Origin of the sequence: Natronospira elongata, from assembly GCF_034931365.1 — a bacterium.
GTDB classification, from domain to species: Bacteria; Pseudomonadota; Gammaproteobacteria; order Natronospirales; family Natronospiraceae; genus Natronospira; species Natronospira elongata.
Genome location: NZ_JAYGII010000012.1, coordinates 13,342 through 31,838 on the forward strand (window position 1 = coordinate 13,342; position 18,497 = coordinate 31,838).

At 63.0% G+C, this 18,497-nt stretch carries 16 protein-coding genes and 2 tRNA genes; 10 read left to right on the forward strand and 8 right to left on the reverse strand.

All coding sequences use genetic code 11. From position 1 onward, the window contains the following. Positions 1-5 precede the first annotated feature (5 nt). Positions 6-1,013 carry a tRNA dihydrouridine(20/20a) synthase DusA gene (dusA, locus tag VCB98_RS07050; RefSeq protein WP_346051200.1) on the reverse strand — a complete coding sequence of 336 codons (1,008 nt, stop codon included), beginning with the start codon at positions 1,011-1,013 and terminating at the stop codon, positions 6-8. A 59-nt stretch (positions 1,014-1,072) separates the two neighbouring features. Further along, on the reverse strand, positions 1,073-2,887 hold the full coding sequence (gene typA, locus VCB98_RS07055) for a translational GTPase TypA (protein WP_346051201.1): 1,815 nt from the start codon (positions 2,885-2,887) through the stop codon (positions 1,073-1,075). Positions 2,888-3,005: 118 nt separating this feature from the next. Here typA and VCB98_RS07060 point away from each other — a divergent pair, with 118 nt between their 5' ends. The 5 genes from VCB98_RS07060 (at position 3,006) to VCB98_RS07080 (ending at position 7,386) form a co-directional block, all read left to right on the forward strand. Beyond that, positions 3,006-4,181, forward strand: a complete 1,176-nt coding sequence (locus VCB98_RS07060) for a GGDEF domain-containing protein (protein WP_346051202.1) — start codon at positions 3,006-3,008, stop codon at positions 4,179-4,181. Positions 4,182-4,192: 11 nt separating this feature from the next. Further along, complete coding sequence (locus VCB98_RS07065; RefSeq protein WP_346051203.1) at positions 4,193-4,534, forward strand: DUF3301 domain-containing protein; 342 nt, start codon at positions 4,193-4,195, stop codon at positions 4,532-4,534. Beyond that, on the forward strand, positions 4,531-5,772 hold the full coding sequence (locus tag VCB98_RS07070) for a threonine/serine exporter family protein (protein WP_346051204.1): 1,242 nt from the start codon (positions 4,531-4,533) through the stop codon (positions 5,770-5,772). Before VCB98_RS07065 ends, VCB98_RS07070 begins: the two co-directional genes overlap by 4 nt. A gap of 15 nt (positions 5,773-5,787) precedes the next feature. Further along, a complete protein-coding gene (locus tag VCB98_RS07075; RefSeq protein WP_346051205.1) occupies positions 5,788-6,792 on the forward strand; it encodes a serine/threonine protein kinase in 1,005 nt (334 codons plus the stop codon). Positions 6,793-6,936: 144 nt separating this feature from the next. Next, positions 6,937-7,386, forward strand: coding sequence for a host attachment protein (locus VCB98_RS07080; protein WP_346051206.1), 450 nt, complete (start codon positions 6,937-6,939; stop codon positions 7,384-7,386). Here the strand turns inward: VCB98_RS07080 and VCB98_RS07085 are convergent. Further along, positions 7,358-8,275 (reverse strand): LysR family transcriptional regulator, encoded by a 918-nt coding sequence (locus tag VCB98_RS07085; protein WP_346051207.1) that lies wholly within the window; start codon positions 8,273-8,275, stop codon positions 7,358-7,360. The genes VCB98_RS07080 and VCB98_RS07085 overlap by 29 nt on opposite strands. A 126-nt stretch (positions 8,276-8,401) precedes the next feature. On the opposite strand from VCB98_RS07085, the gene VCB98_RS07090 reads away from it, so the two are divergent. From VCB98_RS07090 to VCB98_RS07100, 3 genes are all read left to right on the forward strand, one after another. After that, on the forward strand, positions 8,402-8,806 hold the full coding sequence (locus VCB98_RS07090) for a DoxX family protein (RefSeq protein WP_346051208.1): 405 nt from the start codon (positions 8,402-8,404) through the stop codon (positions 8,804-8,806). An 87-nt stretch (positions 8,807-8,893) separates the two neighbouring features. Beyond that, a complete protein-coding gene (locus VCB98_RS07095) occupies positions 8,894-9,877 on the forward strand; it encodes a glutathione S-transferase family protein (RefSeq protein ID WP_346051209.1) in 984 nt (327 codons plus the stop codon). Between the two features lie 109 nt (positions 9,878-9,986). Next, the gene (locus VCB98_RS07100) at positions 9,987-10,688 is read left to right on the forward strand and encodes a class I SAM-dependent methyltransferase (protein WP_346051210.1); all 702 of its coding nucleotides are present in this window, start codon (positions 9,987-9,989) and stop codon (positions 10,686-10,688) included. A gap of 57 nt (positions 10,689-10,745) precedes the next feature. Here the strand turns inward: VCB98_RS07100 and VCB98_RS07105 are convergent, their stop codons facing one another. From VCB98_RS07105 to VCB98_RS07115, 3 genes are all read right to left on the reverse strand, one after another. Then, the gene (locus VCB98_RS07105; RefSeq protein WP_346051211.1) at positions 10,746-13,052 is read right to left on the reverse strand and encodes an N-acetylmuramoyl-L-alanine amidase; all 2,307 of its coding nucleotides are present in this window, start codon (positions 13,050-13,052) and stop codon (positions 10,746-10,748) included. Positions 13,053-13,198: 146 nt separating this feature from the next. Further along, on the reverse strand, positions 13,199-14,263 hold the full coding sequence (locus VCB98_RS07110) for a ParM/StbA family protein (RefSeq protein ID WP_346051212.1): 1,065 nt from the start codon (positions 14,261-14,263) through the stop codon (positions 13,199-13,201). A 232-nt stretch (positions 14,264-14,495) separates the two neighbouring features. After that, positions 14,496-15,728 carry an HD-GYP domain-containing protein gene (locus VCB98_RS07115; RefSeq protein ID WP_346051213.1) on the reverse strand — a complete coding sequence of 411 codons (1,233 nt, stop codon included), beginning with the start codon at positions 15,726-15,728 and terminating at the stop codon, positions 14,496-14,498. A 434-nt stretch (positions 15,729-16,162) separates the two neighbouring features. Here VCB98_RS07115 and VCB98_RS07120 point away from each other — a divergent pair, with 434 nt between their 5' ends. Then, on the forward strand, positions 16,163-17,578 hold the full coding sequence (locus VCB98_RS07120; RefSeq protein WP_346051214.1) for a hypothetical protein: 1,416 nt from the start codon (positions 16,163-16,165) through the stop codon (positions 17,576-17,578). After that, positions 17,575-18,201, forward strand: coding sequence for a hypothetical protein (locus tag VCB98_RS07125; RefSeq protein WP_346051215.1), 627 nt, complete (start codon positions 17,575-17,577; stop codon positions 18,199-18,201). The genes VCB98_RS07120 and VCB98_RS07125 overlap by 4 nt, the downstream gene beginning before the upstream one ends. Before the next feature lie 41 nt (positions 18,202-18,242). On the opposite strand, the gene VCB98_RS07130 is transcribed toward VCB98_RS07125, so the two are convergent. Then, positions 18,243-18,318: transfer RNA gene (locus VCB98_RS07130), tRNA-Glu, on the reverse strand. A 35-nt stretch (positions 18,319-18,353) separates the two neighbouring features. Further along, positions 18,354-18,429, reverse strand: a tRNA-Ala gene (locus tag VCB98_RS07135). Positions 18,430-18,497 lie beyond the last annotated feature (68 nt).

Consider the following 18,497-nt stretch of genomic DNA (forward strand, 5'->3'; position numbering starts at 1 on the left):
AACTATCAGGCAGCGTCCGTTGCCGGTACCGCGTCCAAGGCACGATGGATGATGGCGTCCGGGGCAAGCTTGCCGCTCATGGATTCAGACAGGGTCCGGCGCCACTGACGGGCGCCGGGCACGCCCTGGAACAGGCCGTGGATATTTCGCAGCAGCATGCTGCGGGGAACACCGGCCTGGTGCATGTCGGCGCAGTAGTCGGCATAGGCCAGGGCCACTGCCGTCCGGCTTTCCGGTGCCGTGTTGCGCTTGAAGATTCGCCCATCGGCTTCCGCCAGCAGCCAGGGATTGCTGCAGGCGGCCCGGCCGATCATCACGCCATGGAATTGCTTCAAGAACGCTTCGGCCTGGTCCAGCCCGCCGATGCCGCCGTTGATGGCGATCTCCAGCCCGGGGAATTCCGCCGCCAGCCGCTCAACCCGCTCATAGTTCAAGGGCGGCTTCTCCCGGTTCTCCTTCGGACTCAGGCCCTTGAGCCAGGCCTTGCGGGCGTGAACGATGAAGTGGCGGCAGCCGGCGCGACTGACGGTATCAACGAAGGCGGCCAATGCCTGGTCGCTGTCCTGTTCATCCACCCCGATTCGGCATTTGATGGTGACCGGTATGTCCACACGGTCCTGCATGGCAGCGACGCAGGCGGCCACGGTGTCCGGTTCCCGCATCAGACAGGCGCCGAAACGCCCTGACTGGACCCGGTCACTGGGGCAGCCGACATTGAGATTGACCTCGTCATAGCCCCACTCTTGCGCGATGGCGGCGGCATCCGCCAGCACCGATGCCTCCGAGCCACCCAGTTGCAGAGCCAGGGGATGCTCGCAGCCGGAGAAACCCAGCAAGCGCTCCCGGTCTCCGTTGACCACCGCACGAGCGTGCACCATTTCCGTGTACAGCAGCGTCTGCCGACTGATCAGGCGCAGAAAGTATCGGAAATGCCGATCCGTCCATTCCATCATGGGTGCAACGGACAGACGCCGATCGAGGGGCTTGAAGTTGTCGGTTTCAGGCATATGCATATCGAAGTGCCCGCAGCCTTGATCAATACTGCCAGATAACCGTTTGTTTTCCAGGCTGCTCAGCTCGCCTCCCGGGCCGCCTTCTTGCGCTCGTGCTCCTTGAGCCAGCGCTTGCGAACCCGAAGGCTCTCCGGTGTCACTTCAATCAGCTCGTCATCGTTGATGAATTCCAGCGCCTGCTCAAGGGTCAGCTTGATGGGCGGGGTGAGCTGGATGGCATCGTCCTTGCCGGAGGCCCGCACATTGGTGAGCTGCTTGGCCTTCTGGGGGTTCACCGTCAGGTCATTGTCCCGGGTGTGAATGCCAATGACCTGCCCTTCATAGACCGGGTCGCCCGGTGACACGAAGAGCTTGCCGCGCTCCTGCAGGTTGAACAGGGCGAAACCCACGGCCTTGCCCTGGCCGTTGGAAATCAGGGCACCGTTACGACGGGCACCCAGATTGGCATTGCTCAGCGGGCCATAGCGATCAAACACATGGTGCATGATGCCGGTGCCGGAGGTCAGGGTGCGAAAATCGGTCTGAAAGCCGATCAGGCCCCGGGCCGGAATCCGGTAGTCCAGGCGCACACGGCCCTTGCCATCGGGGGCCATATTGTCCATCTGGCCGCCGCGCTCGCCGAGGGCTTCCATCACCGCACCCTGGGTGGTCTCATCCAGGTCCACGGTCAGCAGTTCCCAGGGCTCCTGCTTCACACCGTCAATCTCGCGCACGATCACTTCCGGGCGGGAGACGGCCAGCTCGTAGCCTTCACGGCGCATGTTTTCCAGCAGAATGGAGAGATGCAGCTCGCCCCGGCCGGAGACCTTGAAGCGCTCCGGATCGTCGGTGTCTTCCACCTTCAGCGCCACATTGTGGATGGTCTCGCGCATGAGACGATCCCGCACCTGGCGGCTGGTCACATACTTGCCTTCCTTGCCGGCAAAGGGCGAGGTATTGGTCTCGAAGGTCATGCTGATGGTGGGTTCATCCACGGTCAGCGGGGTCATGGCCTCGGGGTGCTCCGGGTCACAGACGGTGTCGGACACCCGGGGGAAATCGATGCCGCTGAAGGCCACAATATCGCCGGCGGAGGCCGATTCGGCCTCCACCCGGTCCAGGCCCAGGAAGCCGAAGACCTTGACCACCCGTTCCTTGCGTTGCTTGCCGTCGCGATCAATGACCACGACCTGGGAATTGGTCTTCAGGGTGCCCTGACGAATCCGGCCCACGGCTATGGCGCCGAGGTAGCTGGAGTAATCCAGGGACGTCACCTGCAACTGCAGGGGGGCGTCCGGGTCCACCTTGGGCGGGGGGACCTGCTCCACCAGGGTCTGGAACAGGGCTTCCATGTCGCCGCTTTCCTCGCCATCCATCGAGGCCCAACCGTTCAGGGCCGAGGCATAGACCACCGGGAAGTCGAGCTGGTCTTCATCAGCACCCAGGTGGTCCAGCAGATCGAAGGTCTGGTCCAGCACCCAGTCCGGGCGAGCGCCGGGGCGGTCGATCTTGTTGATGACCACGATGGGCTTCAAGCCATGCTCGAAGGCCTTCTGACAGACAAAACGGGTCTGGGGCATGGGCCCGTCCACCGCATCCACCAACAGCACAAAGGCATCCACCATGGACAGAACCCGCTCGACCTCGCCACCGAAGTCGGCGTGACCCGGGGTATCGACGATGTTGATGCGGTAGTCCTGCCATTCGATGGCGGTGTTCTTGGACAGAATGGTAATGCCGCGTTCGCGCTCCAGATCATTGGAGTCCATTGCGCGGTCCGGCAGTGTCTCTGCCCGATCGAGGGTTCCGGACTGCTGCAAAAGCCTGTCCACGAGCGTGGTCTTGCCATGGTCGACGTGCGCGACGATGGCTACGTTGCGAAGTCTTTCAATCACTGAGAATGCACCGAGGTGGGATAAAGAAGAAATGTTAGCCGGGCATTATAACATGTGATTCGGTAACAACCGAAACGTTTGCGTTACCATGGGCGGTCAAGCCGCCAAAAGACATCCGATGGGACATTTGCTGACACGCCATTTTCTCTGGGGATTACTGCCCGCCCTGCTCGCGCCCCTGCTGTTTCTGGCCTATCTGCCGGCGCTGGAGGCGACGGCCGCCGAGCTGTCTGTCTGGCGCTGGCCCCTGACCGCCCTGGGCCTGGCCGGCATGGCCCTGGCCGCCCTGTTCGGGCAGTGGCGGCATGTGCTGGCCCTGGCGGCAGTGATCGGCCTGCCAATGCTGGGCGACACCGACCTGCTCGCCCGATCGGCCGGCCACCAGGCACTCGCCGTGCTGATCACCGCCCTGGTGCTGGCTGGCGCCGCCGTGCTCCCGGAGCGCGGGCCGACCGGCCCCATACTGTGGCTGGCCGCTGGCCTGGCCGTGCTCATGCTGGGCCTGATGCTGCGCGATATTGCCCTGCCCATGCTGGTTGCCCGCCCCCTGGCCGAGTTCGAGCTGGCTGGCCGCAGCCTGGCCCTGACACGCTCGGCAGTCGCCGTGCTGCTGTGTGCGCTGGCCGTGACGGTACTGCAAGGCTGGCGACCGGATCCCCTGCGGGCTGGCCTGCTGGCTGCCTCGCTCTGCTTGTTGCCTCTGACGGGAGCGCTGGGGACGGAGCCGCCATTGCGACTGGCCATCGCCCCCATGCTGTTGCTGCTTTGGGCGGGCCTGTTGCTGCACGCCTGGCATCTTGCCTTTCGGGACGAGCTCACCGGGCTCCCCAACCGCCGCGCCCTGGAGCTTCGCTTGCGGGCCGGGCCACGGCCAGTGGGCATGGTCGACGTGGACCACTTCAAGCGATTCAACGACCGCCACGGCCATGATGCGGGGGACCAGGTCTTGCGCCGGGTCGCGGAAACCCTGGCGGGCACTCGCGGTGCCCGCGCCTATCGTTACGGTGGCGAGGAATTCACCCTGGTTTTCCGGCGCCGCCCCCTCGCTCGGCTGAAAGACTTTCTGGAGGAGCAGCGGCGGGCGCTTGCCGAGCGCCCCTTCCGGCTCCGGACCAGCCAGCGTCGTCGCAAGCAACGCGGCAAGGGGGGTGGCCGCGGCATCAAGATCACGGCAAGCTTTGGTCTGGCCATGCCCCGCCGAGGGGAGACGCCGGCGGCGGTCATCAAGCGGGCGGATCAGGCGCTCTACCGCGCCAAGGCCGCCGGCCGCAATCGTGTTGAGATTGACGAATAGGAAGCGGAAACGTGTTGCAACCCTCGCATATTATGGTGCTGGTGCTGTTTGGTGTGATCGCCTGGTTCTGGCGAGACAGTCTGGCGGCCCGGGAACTGGCCATTGAAGCGGCCCGCCGCACCTGCAAGTCCACCGGCGTTCAGTTTCTGGACCAGACCGTATCCATTGCCGCCTTCTGGCCGATGCTTGGCAACCGGGGGCTGCGCTTCAAGCGCCGCTACCGCTTCGAATTCAGTACCGATGGCACTGATCGACACCCCGGCCAGGCCGAGCTTTATGGCCGCCGCGTGGCCCGCGTCCATCTGGACTATCCCTCCGGTCTGGTGCTCAGCGACGAGGAGAAAAGGCCATGAGCAGCACCGAGCGCCCGGAAATCGTCAGCACCCGGGAAGGCCGGGGCCGCGCCGAACTGGTGCTGGAGATTGGCCGCGCCCTGCTGCGCCTGGGAGCACCGGCCTATCGCCTTGAGGACACCATGAAGGTGGTGGCCCAACGCCTGGGCTTGCAGGGCCAGTTCTACTGCACCCCGACGGCCTTCATTGCCGCCCTGGGCCGAGGCAGCCGACAGCGCAGTTTCATGGCCCGGGTGGACGAATCCGAGATCCATCTGGCCAAGCTCTCGCGGATTCATGACGTCATCGAGGCCCTGTCCCGGGGCATCATGAGTCCGGTTGCCGCCATCCGCGAGGTCCGCGAGATCATGGAGGCGCCGGCGGTCTATCCCCTGCTCATTCGCCTGTTGGCGCCGGCCCTGTTTTCAGCCTCTATCGCCATCCTCTTTGGCGGCGGCGTCATCGAGCTGGGCGTGGCTTTCCTGCTGGGCTTTTTCACCGGCGGCCTGGGGCTGCTGATGTCCGGCTCGGCCAATCTGGCCCGCCTCTATCCGGCACTGGCCGGCTTCCTGTCTGCCCTGATCTGCGGCTCGGCGGTCTTCATCTGGCCGGAGTTCTCGGTGTATCTGGCGCTGATTGCCGGGCTGATCGTGCTCATGCCCGGGTTGGGGCTGACCCTGGCAACCCGGGAGCTGGCCAGTGGCCATCTGGTCGCCGGCAGTTCGCGCATGGCCGGCGCCGTGGTGGCGCTGGTCATCGTCGGTTTCGGCGTGGCCCTGGGAAGCCAGCTGAGCCAGCTCATGACCGGCCCCTGGCCCCAGGAGATCAGTCTGGCCCTGCCGGCCTGGACCCACTGGCTGGCCATCCTTTCCGCCGCCATCGGCTTTACCGTTCTGTTCAATGCCGAGCCGGGGAAACTGGGCTGGATCATGCTGGCCGGCATCCTCGCCGTGGAGGTGGGTGGCCGGGTCTCCGACTGGCTCAATCCCGGCCTGGGGGCACTGGTGGGGGCGCTGCTGGTGGGCCTGCTGGGCAACCTCTACGCCCGCTACCGCAACCGACCGGCAGTGGTGATCCAGGTGCCGGGCATCATGCTGATGGTCCCCGGCAGTCTGAGTTTCCGCGGGCTCAGCTCCCTGATGGAGCAGGACGCCATGGGCGGTGTGCAGATCGGCTTTACCGTGGCCCTGGTGGCGGCCGGTCTCAGCACCGGCCTGATCCTGGCCAGCGCCCTGCTGCCACCCAGTCGCTCACTCTAGATATCAAGGAACGGCATGTCCGATCAGACACTGCAGGCCTATGCCGATCTCTCCCCCAGCGCGATCCTGGACGCATTGGAAGCGGCCGGATTCACGCCGGATGGACGGATCACCGCCCTCAACAGCTATGAGAACCGGGTTTATCAGCTTGGCCTGGAAGGCGGTGAGCTGATCGTGGCCAAGTTCTACCGCCCGGGCCGCTGGTCCGATGAGACCATCGCCGAAGAGCACGAATTTGCCCGCGAGCTGGCGGCAGCCGAGCTTCCGGTGGTGGCCCCACTGGAATTGGCCAACGGCCAGTCACTTATCCAGGTCGGCGGCCACCGCCTGGCGGTATTCCCCAGTATCGGCGGCCGCCCACCGGCCCTGGATGATGATGCCGCCCTCCGCCAGATGGGCCGCTTGATTGCCCGTCTGCACAATATCGGCGCCCTCAAGCCGTTTCGACATCGGCGGGAATTCGACCCCGGGCGAGTGGTCGAGCATGCCTTGGCCAGCGTGGAGCAGGTGGGCCTGATGCCGGATCATCTGATGGCTTCCTGGGCCGCCCTGAGCGGGCATATCAGCGATCGAATTCAATTGCGCTTCCAGGAGGCCGGTGAATTGCGATCCTTGCGGATTCATGGCGACTGCCATCCCGGCAATGTGCTGTGGCGTGATGACGGCCCCTGGTTGCTGGACCTGGACGATGCCTGCAATGGCCCGGCAATCCAGGACCTGTGGATGTACCTGTCGGGGGATCGTGACTACCAGGCCGCCCGCCTGGCCCAGTTGCTGGCCGGCTACACCGCCTTCCGGGAATTCGATCAGAGGGAGTTGAGCCTCATCGAGGCCTTGCGCACTCTTCGCCTCCTGCATTTTCTGGGCTGGATCGCGGAACGATGGGCCGATCCCGCTTTCCCCCGCGCCTTTCCCGACTTCGGCGAAACCGGGTTCTGGGAGCGCCAGGTACTGTCGCTCCAAGAACAACTGGGCAAGCTCGACGAACCGCCCCTGGAATGGCATCCCGCCTGGCCGTGACAGATGGACTTGAAAAGCACCCCGACCCCACCCAAGATTGAAACAGGGCAAAGGGGAAATGAACTGCCCAATGCTGAGTGAATACTCTGTCACTCCAATCCCAGGCGCCCCGCAACGGGGCCGAGAAACAAGGAGTCAGCGTGTATGAAGGTTGAAATGCCTCTCACCTGGGTCGTGGTCGCCGATGCGAGCCGCGGCAGAATTCTCCACTTCAAAGGCCATGTCAGCGGACTCGAGGAAATCCATGACCTGGTGAACCCCGAGGGCCGACTTCGAAGCCGGGACCTGGTCTCGGATAAACACGGCAACACCCATGATCGCAAAGGCGTTGGTTCACCGCAGATGGGTGAACATGCCGAAGCAGCGCATCAAGTGGAAAAGGCATTCGCCAACGAGCTTGGCAAGACACTGGGCAAACTGACCCGTGAAGCGGGGGTCGAAAAACTGATCCTCGCCGCCCCTCCACGGTTCCTGGGTGATCTGCGTCGCAGTCTGGACAAGCAGACGGCCTCGCTGGTAACTCAGGAGATCAACAAGGATATCTCCACTCTGAGCCTGGACCAAATCAAGACGCATCTGGATCGGGCCGCCTGATCTGGCTCCGGCTGCCGGCCGCTGCCTGGCGCAGGCAGTCGGCCAGCAGTCGGGCGGCCGGGCCGGGGCCGGTACTGCGGGCCTGAATCAGGTAGAGATGACTGCGTTTGCCGCCCCCGTCCTGCAAGTGCAGTGGCGCGAGTTCCCCCTTCTCCATGCCCTCGGCGGCCAGATGCTCGGGCAGCCAGGAAAAACCAATTCCCGCCGCAACCAGTTCGGCTGCCGCCCGCAGTGAGGTCACTGTCCAGCGGCGCGGTGCCCCCAGCCAGCCGGAATCCTGCCGCGATCGCCGGGCCGAATCACGGATCACCACCTGAATATCGCGCCGCAGATCATCACCGGTAAGCGACCGCTTGAGCCGGTGAAGGGCATGATCGGGATGAGCCACGGGGACAAAGGCCACATCCATGATGGGCTCGCCGAGATAGCCGGCCGGTGTGGACGGTGCTATCGCCAGATCCACCTGCCCCGCCTCCACCGCTTCCGTGGCGCCACCCAGGACTTCCTCGAAGACTTCCACCCGGGTGCCGGGCGCTTCGCGGGAAAATCGCCCCAGCGCACGATACAGCAACGGGGATGGAAAAATGCCATCGACTGCCAGATGCAGTTCCGCTTCCTGACCTTCGGCGAGAATCTCCGCCAGGGACTCCAGCTCCCCGGCATCGGCGAGCAGCTTTCGGGCCGAGCGCAACAGCATGGTGCCCGCCTCCGTCAATATGGCCCGCCGGCCGGCCTGGCGAAGCAGTTGCACCCCCAGGCTCTCCTCCAGACGGGCCACGGCATGGCTCACCGATGACTGGCTTCGATTGAGCTTTTCCGCCGCGCGCGCGAATCCCCCCTCGTCAACCACCGCCTGCAAGGCCCGCCATTGGGCTAGGTTACTTTTCATCTTGAGCGCCTTATCGAATTTTTCGATCTAATGCATCCATCTTTTACGCTTTTAAATCGAAAATCTCAATACATAATAAAGTCAGCCGTGAGCTACACGGACTGCACACGTTCAAGGAGGCAAATCATGAAAGACAATGCAATTGATCTCGTCGGCCGGATCCTGCTTGGCCTTATCTTCGTCATTGCCGGACTGGGCAAGATCGGTGACGGCTTCGGCCTGGGCTTCGGCTACGCCGCAACCCAGGGCTACATGGAATCCATGGGCGTGCCGGGCATTCTCCTGCTTCCCACCATCATTCTGGAGCTTGGCGGCGGGCTGGCCCTCATTCTCGGCCTCAAGGTACGCTGGGTAGCGGCGGCATTGGCAGCCTTTACGGTGATCGCCGGTTTCCTGTTCCACCTGGACCTGGGGGACGCCAACGAGACCAACCACCTACTCAAGAACCTGGCCATGACCGGCGGCCTGTTGCTCGTCGTCCTGCACGGTGCACACGACTGGAGCCTTGGTAAACGACTGGGGATCGACTGAATAGCCAGCATTGAATCGGCGCGACCGACAGGCGTTAGGCCTGCGGTCGCGCCAGCCCTGAAATCTCTGAATCGAAGGAAATGCACCATGGGACTGCTAGTTGAGGGCAAATGGGTTGATCAATGGTATGACACCGAAAAGCACGGTGGCCGCTTTGTGCGGGAATCGGCCCAGTTTCGCAACTGGATCACCGCAGATGGCAGCGCCGGCCCAAACGGTGAAGGCGGTTTCGAGGCGGAGCCCGGCCGTTACCACATCTATTTCTCCTATGCCTGCCCCTGGGCCCACCGGACCCTGATATTCCGCAAGCTCAAGCGGCTAGAAGAGGTGATCAGCGTATCGCCGGTGGATCCGGACATGCTGGAGAATGGCTGGGAATTCGGCGACCAGGCCGATGGCACGGCAGACCCGCTGTTCGGTTCGAACTTCCTCCACCAGGTCTACACCCGTGCCGATGCCCATTACACCGGCCGGGTCACCGTCCCCGTGATCTGGGACCGCAAGCGCGAAACCATCGTCAGCAACGAGTCAGCGGATATCATCCGCATGCTCAACAGCGAATTTCAGGCCTTCACCGACGTCGACACGGATTACTACCCGAAGGAACTGCGTGAAGACATCGATAGCATCAATGAAATGGTCTATCACCAGGTTAACAACGGGGTCTATCGCTGCGGCTTCGCCACCAGCCAGGCGGCCTATGAAGAGGCCTTCGAAGCGCTGTTTCAGGCCCTGGACGAGCTGGAGCAGCGGCTGTCCCGGCAACGCTATCTGGTGGGCGATACGCTCACCGAAGCCGACTGGCGGCTGTTTACCACCCTGTTGCGCTTCGACCCGGTCTATGTGGGCCATTTCAAGACCAATCTCCGCCGGATCGCGGATTATCCCAATCTGCTCAACTACACCCGTGAGCTCTACCAGGTCCCCGGGGTGGCGGAGACGGTCAACCTGCGCCACATCAAGCGCCACTACTACTACAGCCACGGCAACATCAACCCGACCCGGATTGTCCCGCGGGGCCCGGTACTCAATCTCGACGACCCTCACGACCGGGATCGCTTTTCCAACTGAGGGCGACGCTTGCGACCACGGGTTCCGATCGTCTAGGCTTGGGCTGAACTCGGCGCCGGGGCAGAAGCCCGGCGCCATCCACCCATTTGCCTTTTGAGGTCTAGCCCGGATGGATATTCCATCAATCAAGTCCGCCTACAGGCGCTATGCCCGCTACTATGACCGGGTTTTCGGGCCGGTTTTCGCCCCGGGCAGGGATATGGCCATCAAGCGCCTTGATCCCCAGAGCGGCAAGCGGATCCTTGAGGTTGGCGTGGGCACGGGCCTGTCCCTGCCCCACTACCAGCCGGATACCCGGGTGGTGGGTATCGATATCAGCACGGACATGCTGGACATTGCCCGCCGCCGCGTTGACGAGCAATCACTTGACCACGTGGAAGCGCTGCTGGAGATGGACGCGGAGCAGCTCAGCTTCGAAGACGACAGCTTTGATGCTGTCATTGCCATGTACGTGGCCTCGGTGGTACCCAATCCGGATCGCCTGATGTCAGAGATGGCGCGGGTCTGCAAGCCGGGCGGCGACCTGATGGTGATCAACCATTTCGCCTCCAGCAATCCTCTCCTGCGAGGCCTGGAATGGTGCCTGACGCCCCTGTCCCGGGTTCTCGGCTTCCGACCGAGCATGGACCTCTCGGAGCTGCCCCGGCCGGCGGGCTACGAAGAACTGGGCATCCATCGCGCCAATTTCCTTGGCTACTGGAAACTGGTTCACTACCGCAGCCAGGCGGAAAAGCCACGGCCCGAAGACGAATCTCCGATCACCGAAGGTGAGCGCCGGGAGAACAACACTTCCCTGGGCGACATTGCCTGAAAACAGGGCCGGCTCCGGGCGGAGCCGGCCGTTTTTCGGAATTGCAGGCGCAGACACTCAGCGCAGTTGCCCCTCCCCGCCTTCAACAAGTTCATCGGTCACAGGCGTGTCCCCACCCGAGGACTCCGGCAAGACAGAGACCGGGCGAGTCCTGACGGGACCGACAGACTCTCCCTGATGCCGGGGAGCCGCCTGCAGCCCAGCCGGCTCGGCAGCCACATCCTCCACGCGGTAGGCACCCAGCCCATTGTTGGTCGCAAGCACGAAGACATCGATACTGCCATTGCCGTTGCGCCGGATGCTGATATCACCGGTGGCATTGGGATTGTCATGGTGGGCCAGTGAGGGGCTGACCCCCAGGGTGCCGGCTGTCGACGGATCGGTCTGCGGAATCCGCACGATGCGGGCATTCTCGTTCGAGGTGCCAAACTGGTAGACCGCCGCCCAGAGGTCATTGCCATCCCGCCCCAGGACGCGAACGCCACTGGAGTCCCTGGCCACCACGGCGCCCGGCACCGTCCCCAGGAGACTGCCGTCACCTTCGTAGAGGCGCAGGTGCTCGCCCGCCGCGTTCCACAGGAAACGCCCATTGGCCAGCGGCGCAACGCCGGCAGCGGCACCGCTCGCCCCATCGGAGAGGTGAATGGCCTGGGGCCACTGATTGAAGCCATCGCCGTTCTGGTGCCAACGGTAGATCACCGGGGCGTTGCTGGCAGGGGCCCAGATCGTGGCCGTACCGGCGGCCATGGAGCCGGTGACCGTGATCCGGTCGCCGACGCGATGGGGCGCAGTGCCGGAGAAATTGACCACTGTCAGCGGAACCGCCGAATCATCCGGCCAGTAATAGACCCGAAAGGCATCGCCGCTCATATCCACCGTCAGGTTGGCCGCGAACAGCCCGCCATCATCGTCGGCATCAATGTCATTGAGTACCAGCGTGCCGCCGGCAATGCCATCGGTGAGCAGACTGGCGCCACCGCCATCCACGCCTGCGCCATCCGCGCTCTGATGGATCATGACATGGGGCCCCCAGGTCTCGGAGTGACGGCTGACCACATAGAGTCGGTCCCCTGCGACGGCGAGTCCCCGCTGGCGATTGTCGCCGAAATACCAGGGGTTGGCGTTCTTTGCGGCCGCCCGATGCCAGAGAACGTCGTAGTCCGGCTCCGGCTCGCCACTGTCGCCGTCCAGAATTTGCTGCACACGAGGTCGGAGGGTGTCGAACAGGCGGGCGTAGAGGCTATCCCCGGGGCAGGCCGTGGCGCCATAGTCTCGGTGCCCGCGAATCAGGGAAGTGCTGATCCCGTGCTGGGCGGCCTTCCAGGCAAGCAGCTGTGCCCCAGTCTCAACCGCCGCCGCACTAGGATTCACACTGGTATAGGTGCCGATATAGGCAAGGCCCATGGTGTAACTGTTGTGTCCGGCCACATGGGCGCCCACCACATCGGTATTGCCGTCAGGGCGGTGTGCCCGGCCCTGGAACAGGGTACCGTCGGGGGCGACCAGCCAGTTATAGCCAATGTCCGACCAGCCCAGGGAGTTGACGTGGTAATTGTAAAAACTGCGAACCACCGCGGCCCAGTCATTGGAGCTGTTGGCGGAGACCGTGTGATGCACCACAAGCTGGCTGACGTTGGCGAGCGGATGCCAGGCGGTATTGGATAGATTGCCCCAGCTACTACGCGGCACATAACCCGGCTGCGCGCTCTGGGGCAGCAAACGCCCCTCGTCAGCCAAGGGCTTGCTTGCCAGGGATTCGGTGGTCTCGCCCGGGCTGATGAAATGCAGGGAGAGACGCGCAAGCCGTGGCCGATTCCCCAGAAAATCAGCGGACAGGCTGACCCGGTACTGAAGGTAGCGAGTCTCGGGATCGAAGAAGGCCAGCTCACCGGGCATGACCTGGTCACCCAGGTCCACTTTCAGCCTCTGCGCCAGACCGGGCCCGGTGTCCGGGCCGTGACCGTGATCACTGGCTTCCTGCCACTCGCCCCAGCGTTCTCCATCCAAAGAGGCCCGCAGCTCGACGACGACCCCGGCATGGGCCGGACGATGGCCGTGGATGACCGGGGCAACGGCAATGAAGGGCCTTGGATCGGTCAGCGGGACGCTGATTGCTTCACTGAGCAGTACCGCGCTACCACTGTCCTTGCCGGGCCGGACACCGTCAACATCCATGTCGAGCTGCATCCAGCCACCATCCTCGGCGAGGCTGAAACCGCGATGACTGCGAAAATCCACTTCCTCAAGCGCTGTATCGGCGCCGGGAAAGCTACTGGAGGCAACACTCCCCTGGGCCCATACGAGACTGGAAGCGAGCGACAACAGGCTCGCGGCGACTAAAGAACTGGGCAACATTCTCGGCATGATTTCCCCCATGGCTGGCGTTCAGGAGATTCCACTGTGCCGAGTCTGTCGGGGTAGGTTCTGTGAACCGAGTCACATATTTGGGAAAAAAAGAAAACCCGGCCTGGGCCGGGTTTTCGTCAAGGCACTGAAATGTACCTTTCGGCTTACCAGTTTTCCGCGTCGGCGGTGCGTTGCTGGTTACCACTGTCCATGTCGCCAGCAGTCTGGTTGCCCTGGACATTGTGGTAAGCCCAGCGATAGTAACCACGGGCATTGGCGGAAACCGGCTCGTCCACCAGACGCAACTGGGGAATATGCTCCTTGAGGTATTTCTCCAGTACCTGGCCACCGCCACCGGTAAGCAGGACGTGGTCATAACCGGCCACCTGCCAGAGAGAGCGGATTTCCACCAGCAGCTTGGTGGCCACTTCACCAAACACCTGATCTCTCAGGCCGGTGATGTCCACTTCGCGACCGGACACATTGATACTGCCATTGATCACCGCCTCGTCCAGCGTGTGGGTTTCACACTCCAGGCCATACTGGGTCGCCAGGGCCGAGGAAATGCCATCGTAGCCCACGGAAATCCCGATGGGGACGGTGCGGGTGAAGGCCGGCGCATAATCGCCGTCGATAATGGTGGACAGGTCACTGGTACGGAAGCCGATATCGATGATACCCACACGGCCCTTCATCAGCGGGGAATCCGTCTGAATTCGAGCCTGCTCGTCCAGAACCTCGGACCAGAAGGTCCCCACCGGCTGCGGGACCACTTCGATGTTGTCCAGGCGGACATTGCAATCGAAGCGGTTGCCGCCAATCTCGCGCACGATTTGATGATCGCCCCGCATGAGGTTCACCAGTTCGTGCGCCATGTGCATCCGCCCTGGCGGCAGGCCGGTAACCACATAGAAAGTGTTCATGGGATCGGTGCAGTACAGGCTGAGGGCACCGAGGAAGAGGATCTTGATGTCATTGCCTTCGGTTCGCGTGGCGGACAGGCCACGGTGCGCAATCCGGGAATGACGGATGGCCAGATCGCCGAGGAAATAGGACTTCCCGCCGACGGTCACGCGCAGGTCTTCCGTCACCCGCGGCTTGCGAAAGCCGAGGGACATGGGCGTGCCGGAACCGCCCTCGCCCACCACGGACGGGAAGGAATGACTGTCACGGCCGTCAAAGACTTTGACGAAACCGTAACCAAGGTCGAGACCGATGCATCGTTCCACTGCGTAACCCCCTTGGCTCGCTAAGTTGGGTGACTGGTTGCCCCGGCTGGGGGCGTCAGAGTTCCTGAGTAGTTGTAGCAGGTAGGGGACCTGCGATCAATCCATTCCCGCCCAGACTTGCCGGAGAATCCCGAGGATTGAGCAAACACTGCCCACCCCTCTCGGAAAAGTGACCATAATCCAGAAAAAATCGGGGCCTGCCAGGAACCTGGCAGGCCCGAGAGGCTGTTTTCTAGATCAAGGACTCGGCCGCGGTGATGGAGCGCAGACGATCATCCCCGAATTCATGAGGGTCGACGGCATTCTGAATGCCCCAACTGACCCCGCCACGATCCTCTGCGGCCAGATTGACCAGGGGCCGGCGGCGATAAGGATTGCCACGCGGATCTTCCAGCATCATCAACACGGGCTTGAGCCGGTTGCTGCGGTTCTGGGTCACCACCATGCCCCTCGCACCGTTGCTCAGGCTGACCACCGTGCCGATGGGGTAGACGCCCATGCAACGAATGAAGCGCTCAATGCGCTCATTACCGAACTGCTCCGCGCACTCCTTGCGCAGTTTGGCCAATGCCTTGTGCGGCGACAGCGGCGGCGAATTCGGCCAGTCGCCGGTCATGGCGTCGTAGACGTCCACCAGCCCCACCATCAGGGCCAGCGGATCTATGCGCTCGCCCACCAGACGATCTGGATAGCCGCTGCCATCGAGACGCTCGTGGTGCTGGCGTACGATCCGCAATACGGCATCCGGCACCCCACCGGACTGCATCAGCAGGCGATACCCCTGCTCCGGATGGGCACGCATGATAGCCATCTCGTCGTCATCAAGCGGACCGTCCTTATGAATGATGCTGCGAGCGACACGGACCTTGCCGATATCATGCAGCAATCCACCCATGCCCACGGCCTCGATGTCATCGCGGCCCAGGCCTTCGTGGCGCGCGAAGATCATGCTGATGACAGCGGTATTGATGCTATGGAGCGCGGTGTGCTCATCCTTGTCCCGCAACTGGATCAGCCAGAGGGAGGCCGCCGGATTGCTGAGGATCGTATCCAGCAACTCGGTCACGACTGTTCTCACGCCCTGGATACTGACGTGCTTGCCCATGCGGGCATCATCCATGAGCACTTCCAGGTACTGACTGGTCTTCTGGCGAATATCCAGGGCCCGGGCCAATTCCCGCTTGATGGACTTGAAGCGGTGCTCGGCGGGCGCCTCTTCGCTGAGCACTGAGCCACCCCGGCCACGGTCGAGGACAGCGGCTCGCTGAATTTTCGACTGCAGGTCCGGCCGCGAACGCTCAATGTCCACATAGACGAACTGGCAGCTCTCGCGTAGCTGGGCGAGTTCACGCCGGGATTCCACGGTAAACCCCTGGAACAGGAAGGGAGATTCCAGCCAGGGTCGATCCAGCTCGGCTACGTACATGCCGGTGGAAACATCGGTAACTTTCAGTTTGCACTTCATTAATCCGGTCCTCCGGATGCGGCGAAGTACCGCTCAGGCGGCACCATCCAGGTCAATCGGGCCTGCCCATCCATCCCCTCACGATATGGATTTAGGCTTAGACCGGCCCGCAGTCCCCCCCCGGATGCGTCGCCCCGCCTGTTGCAGGCGTGGCAGGCAAGTCAGAGTATATCACCCGCCCAGGGCCTTAATGCCCTTGACAGGTCATGATCAAGGTATCGGCTGCATGACCGGTTAACTTGAGCTGACAAAAGGCACAAGGACACGCTCCTGGCGTTGTCCGAACAGGGCCTTGCAGCGGGCAACCCTCAAATTTTCGGGCTATTTTACCCAAACCCTGAAATGCAGCAACCGCAAATTGCCGACGCGCCCTGCTAGACTGAAGCGAGACGGGCCTTCGCCCACAGAACAAAACTGACAAATCGGGGAATAACATGTCACTGGATGATCGGTTCCCGGTCAGCGGCAACTTCTGGATTGACCTGCTCGTTCTCGTCGTTGCCGCCATCGGGCTGCTGTATCTGGCGCGCAGCACGGCGCATGAAATCCTGCTGGGGCTGACCCGGGCCCTGACCAGCACCTTGCGGGTCGCCCACCGAGCCATGGCGGTCTGGGGGACGCAGTTACGCCGGGGCGGTCAGAGTGCCCTGTATCAGTTGGTGGGTGAACACCAGCGCCGACTCACCAGCCGGGAGCTGGAGCATTTGCGAAACCATGTTCACGGCGCCCTGAAGGAAGCGCCGGCCCTCAAGGAGGCCATCGAAGGCAACATTGCTCAATTGGAGCGGGATTACGAGGCGGGCCCCGCCCTGCCGGAACCTCCCGCCGCCTGGGGAGAGCTGGTAGAAAAGATCACCGCGGTTCAGGACAAGGCCGACTCCAGCCTCCGGGATACGCTGGATGCCTTGCGAGTGAGCGTGGAGAAAAGTTGCCAGCAACTTACCGGCCAGCATGATCGGCATTCCCGTCAGGCCCAACACCACCTGGGCAGGCTCCAGCCGGTCTGGCAGCAGGCCCGAGACAGTCTGGAAGGCCTGGAGAAGCGCCTGGCCAATCTTGATGAACGACTGGTAGCCACAAACCGCCGCATCCGACGCTTCGAGACCCTCCAGGCTCAGCGAAACACCCAGACCAGTCGATTCAGGGCCTGGCTGGCACTGAACCTGGGCATCAGCGGTTTTCTGCTTCTGGTGGGCGCAATGATCACACTGGTCAACTATCACCTGCTGGCAACACCGCTACAGGAAGCGTTCGGGACACAGGCGAACATCGGCCCCTTCCAGGCGGCTCCTTTCACGGCCATTGCCGTAACCGCTGCCCAGATGGGTCTCGCCTTGCTGATCTCCGATACCGCGCGAATCACGCGCCTGCTGCTGCCGATCAGCCGCATGTCGGCCCTGTCCCGTCGCGTACTCCTGGGCATAGCAAGCGTTGCCCTGATCCTGCTGGCATTGACCGAAGCCGGGCTGGCTTTTACCCGCGACACTATTGCCCTGGAGTCCGAATGGCTACGCCGTGAACTGGAACAGGGGATCGCGACCGGCAGCCCGGACCTTCGCATTGTCCCGGCCATGGCTCAGATGGTGATGGGCTTCATCCTTCCCTTCGCCTTTATTGCCCTGGTCCCGGCCCTGGAGTCCTTCTTTCAGACCGCTCGGGTCGCCCTGCTGCTTTCCGCCGCCTTCCTGATTGGCACCCTGGCCACGCTGACAAGGCTACTGGCCCGGTTGATCTCCAGTGCCGGCCACCTGCTGGTTTATATCTACGATCTGATCATCGTCGTCCCGCTCAGCCTGGAGCGCCGCTTTCGCCGCCGGGAACCCGGCCTGGGGGGAGGCGAGGAGGTATGAAGACCCGCCTTTCATTGCTGCTACTGGCGGGGCTGGTCCTGTGCGCTTGCGCTCCGGCCAGTGAGGAGGAAGTAATAACCCGCGCGCTGGCCGTGGACCATGAGAGCCTGCCCAGCCATAGGCATGCCGACCGGCTCGACGCCCTCCAGCGTCGCTTCCTGCTGGACCAGAATCCCGGCGATCAGTTGCTGATTGCACCATGGGACACCGAGGAGTCTGACGTACCTTACCTGATCACGCGGCTATCCGACCGCCCTCTCACCGCGACACGGGAGCTGCGTCTCCTGCATGACAAAGTTAGGAGCGCTGACGCCCGCAGCAACTCGGAGCTGGGCTATCTGCTTTCCAGTCTGGCTGGGAAGCTGGCCCCGCCGACCGGGACACGTTGCCTGTATCTGGCCATGTCACCATCGAACGCCGGTCCACCACCAGCCATTGAGGATGAGCCGGGTCGGGGACGCCATGGCGCCGGCTGGCGTGCTCACCTGCTGATTCCAGACCCTGAATCGGACCCGCTTGAACAACGCAATCGCTGGATCCGCCACCTGCATGAGCTGGGGGCGAGTCGCATCCAGGTCCACACTCTGGACCACCCCCTGGAACAATTGCCGCCCTGCCGTTGAAGCAAAAAAAAGAGCACCGACACTGTCGGTGCTCTTTATAGTGGCGTCCCCACGGGGATTCGAACCCCGGTCGCCGCCGTGAAAGGGCGGTGTCCTAGGCCTCTAGACGATGGGGACGCAGAAACTTTTCAGATCTGCTGGCCTAGCTTGTTTGGTGGAGCCAGGCGGGATCGAACCGCCGACCTCCTGCATGCCATGCAGGCGCTCTCCCAGCTGAGCTATGGCCCCTTGTTTCTTGCTGGAGCGCCCCGCCGCGACGTGCGCTCAACCAACGAGGCGCGCATTTTGCAGGAGCG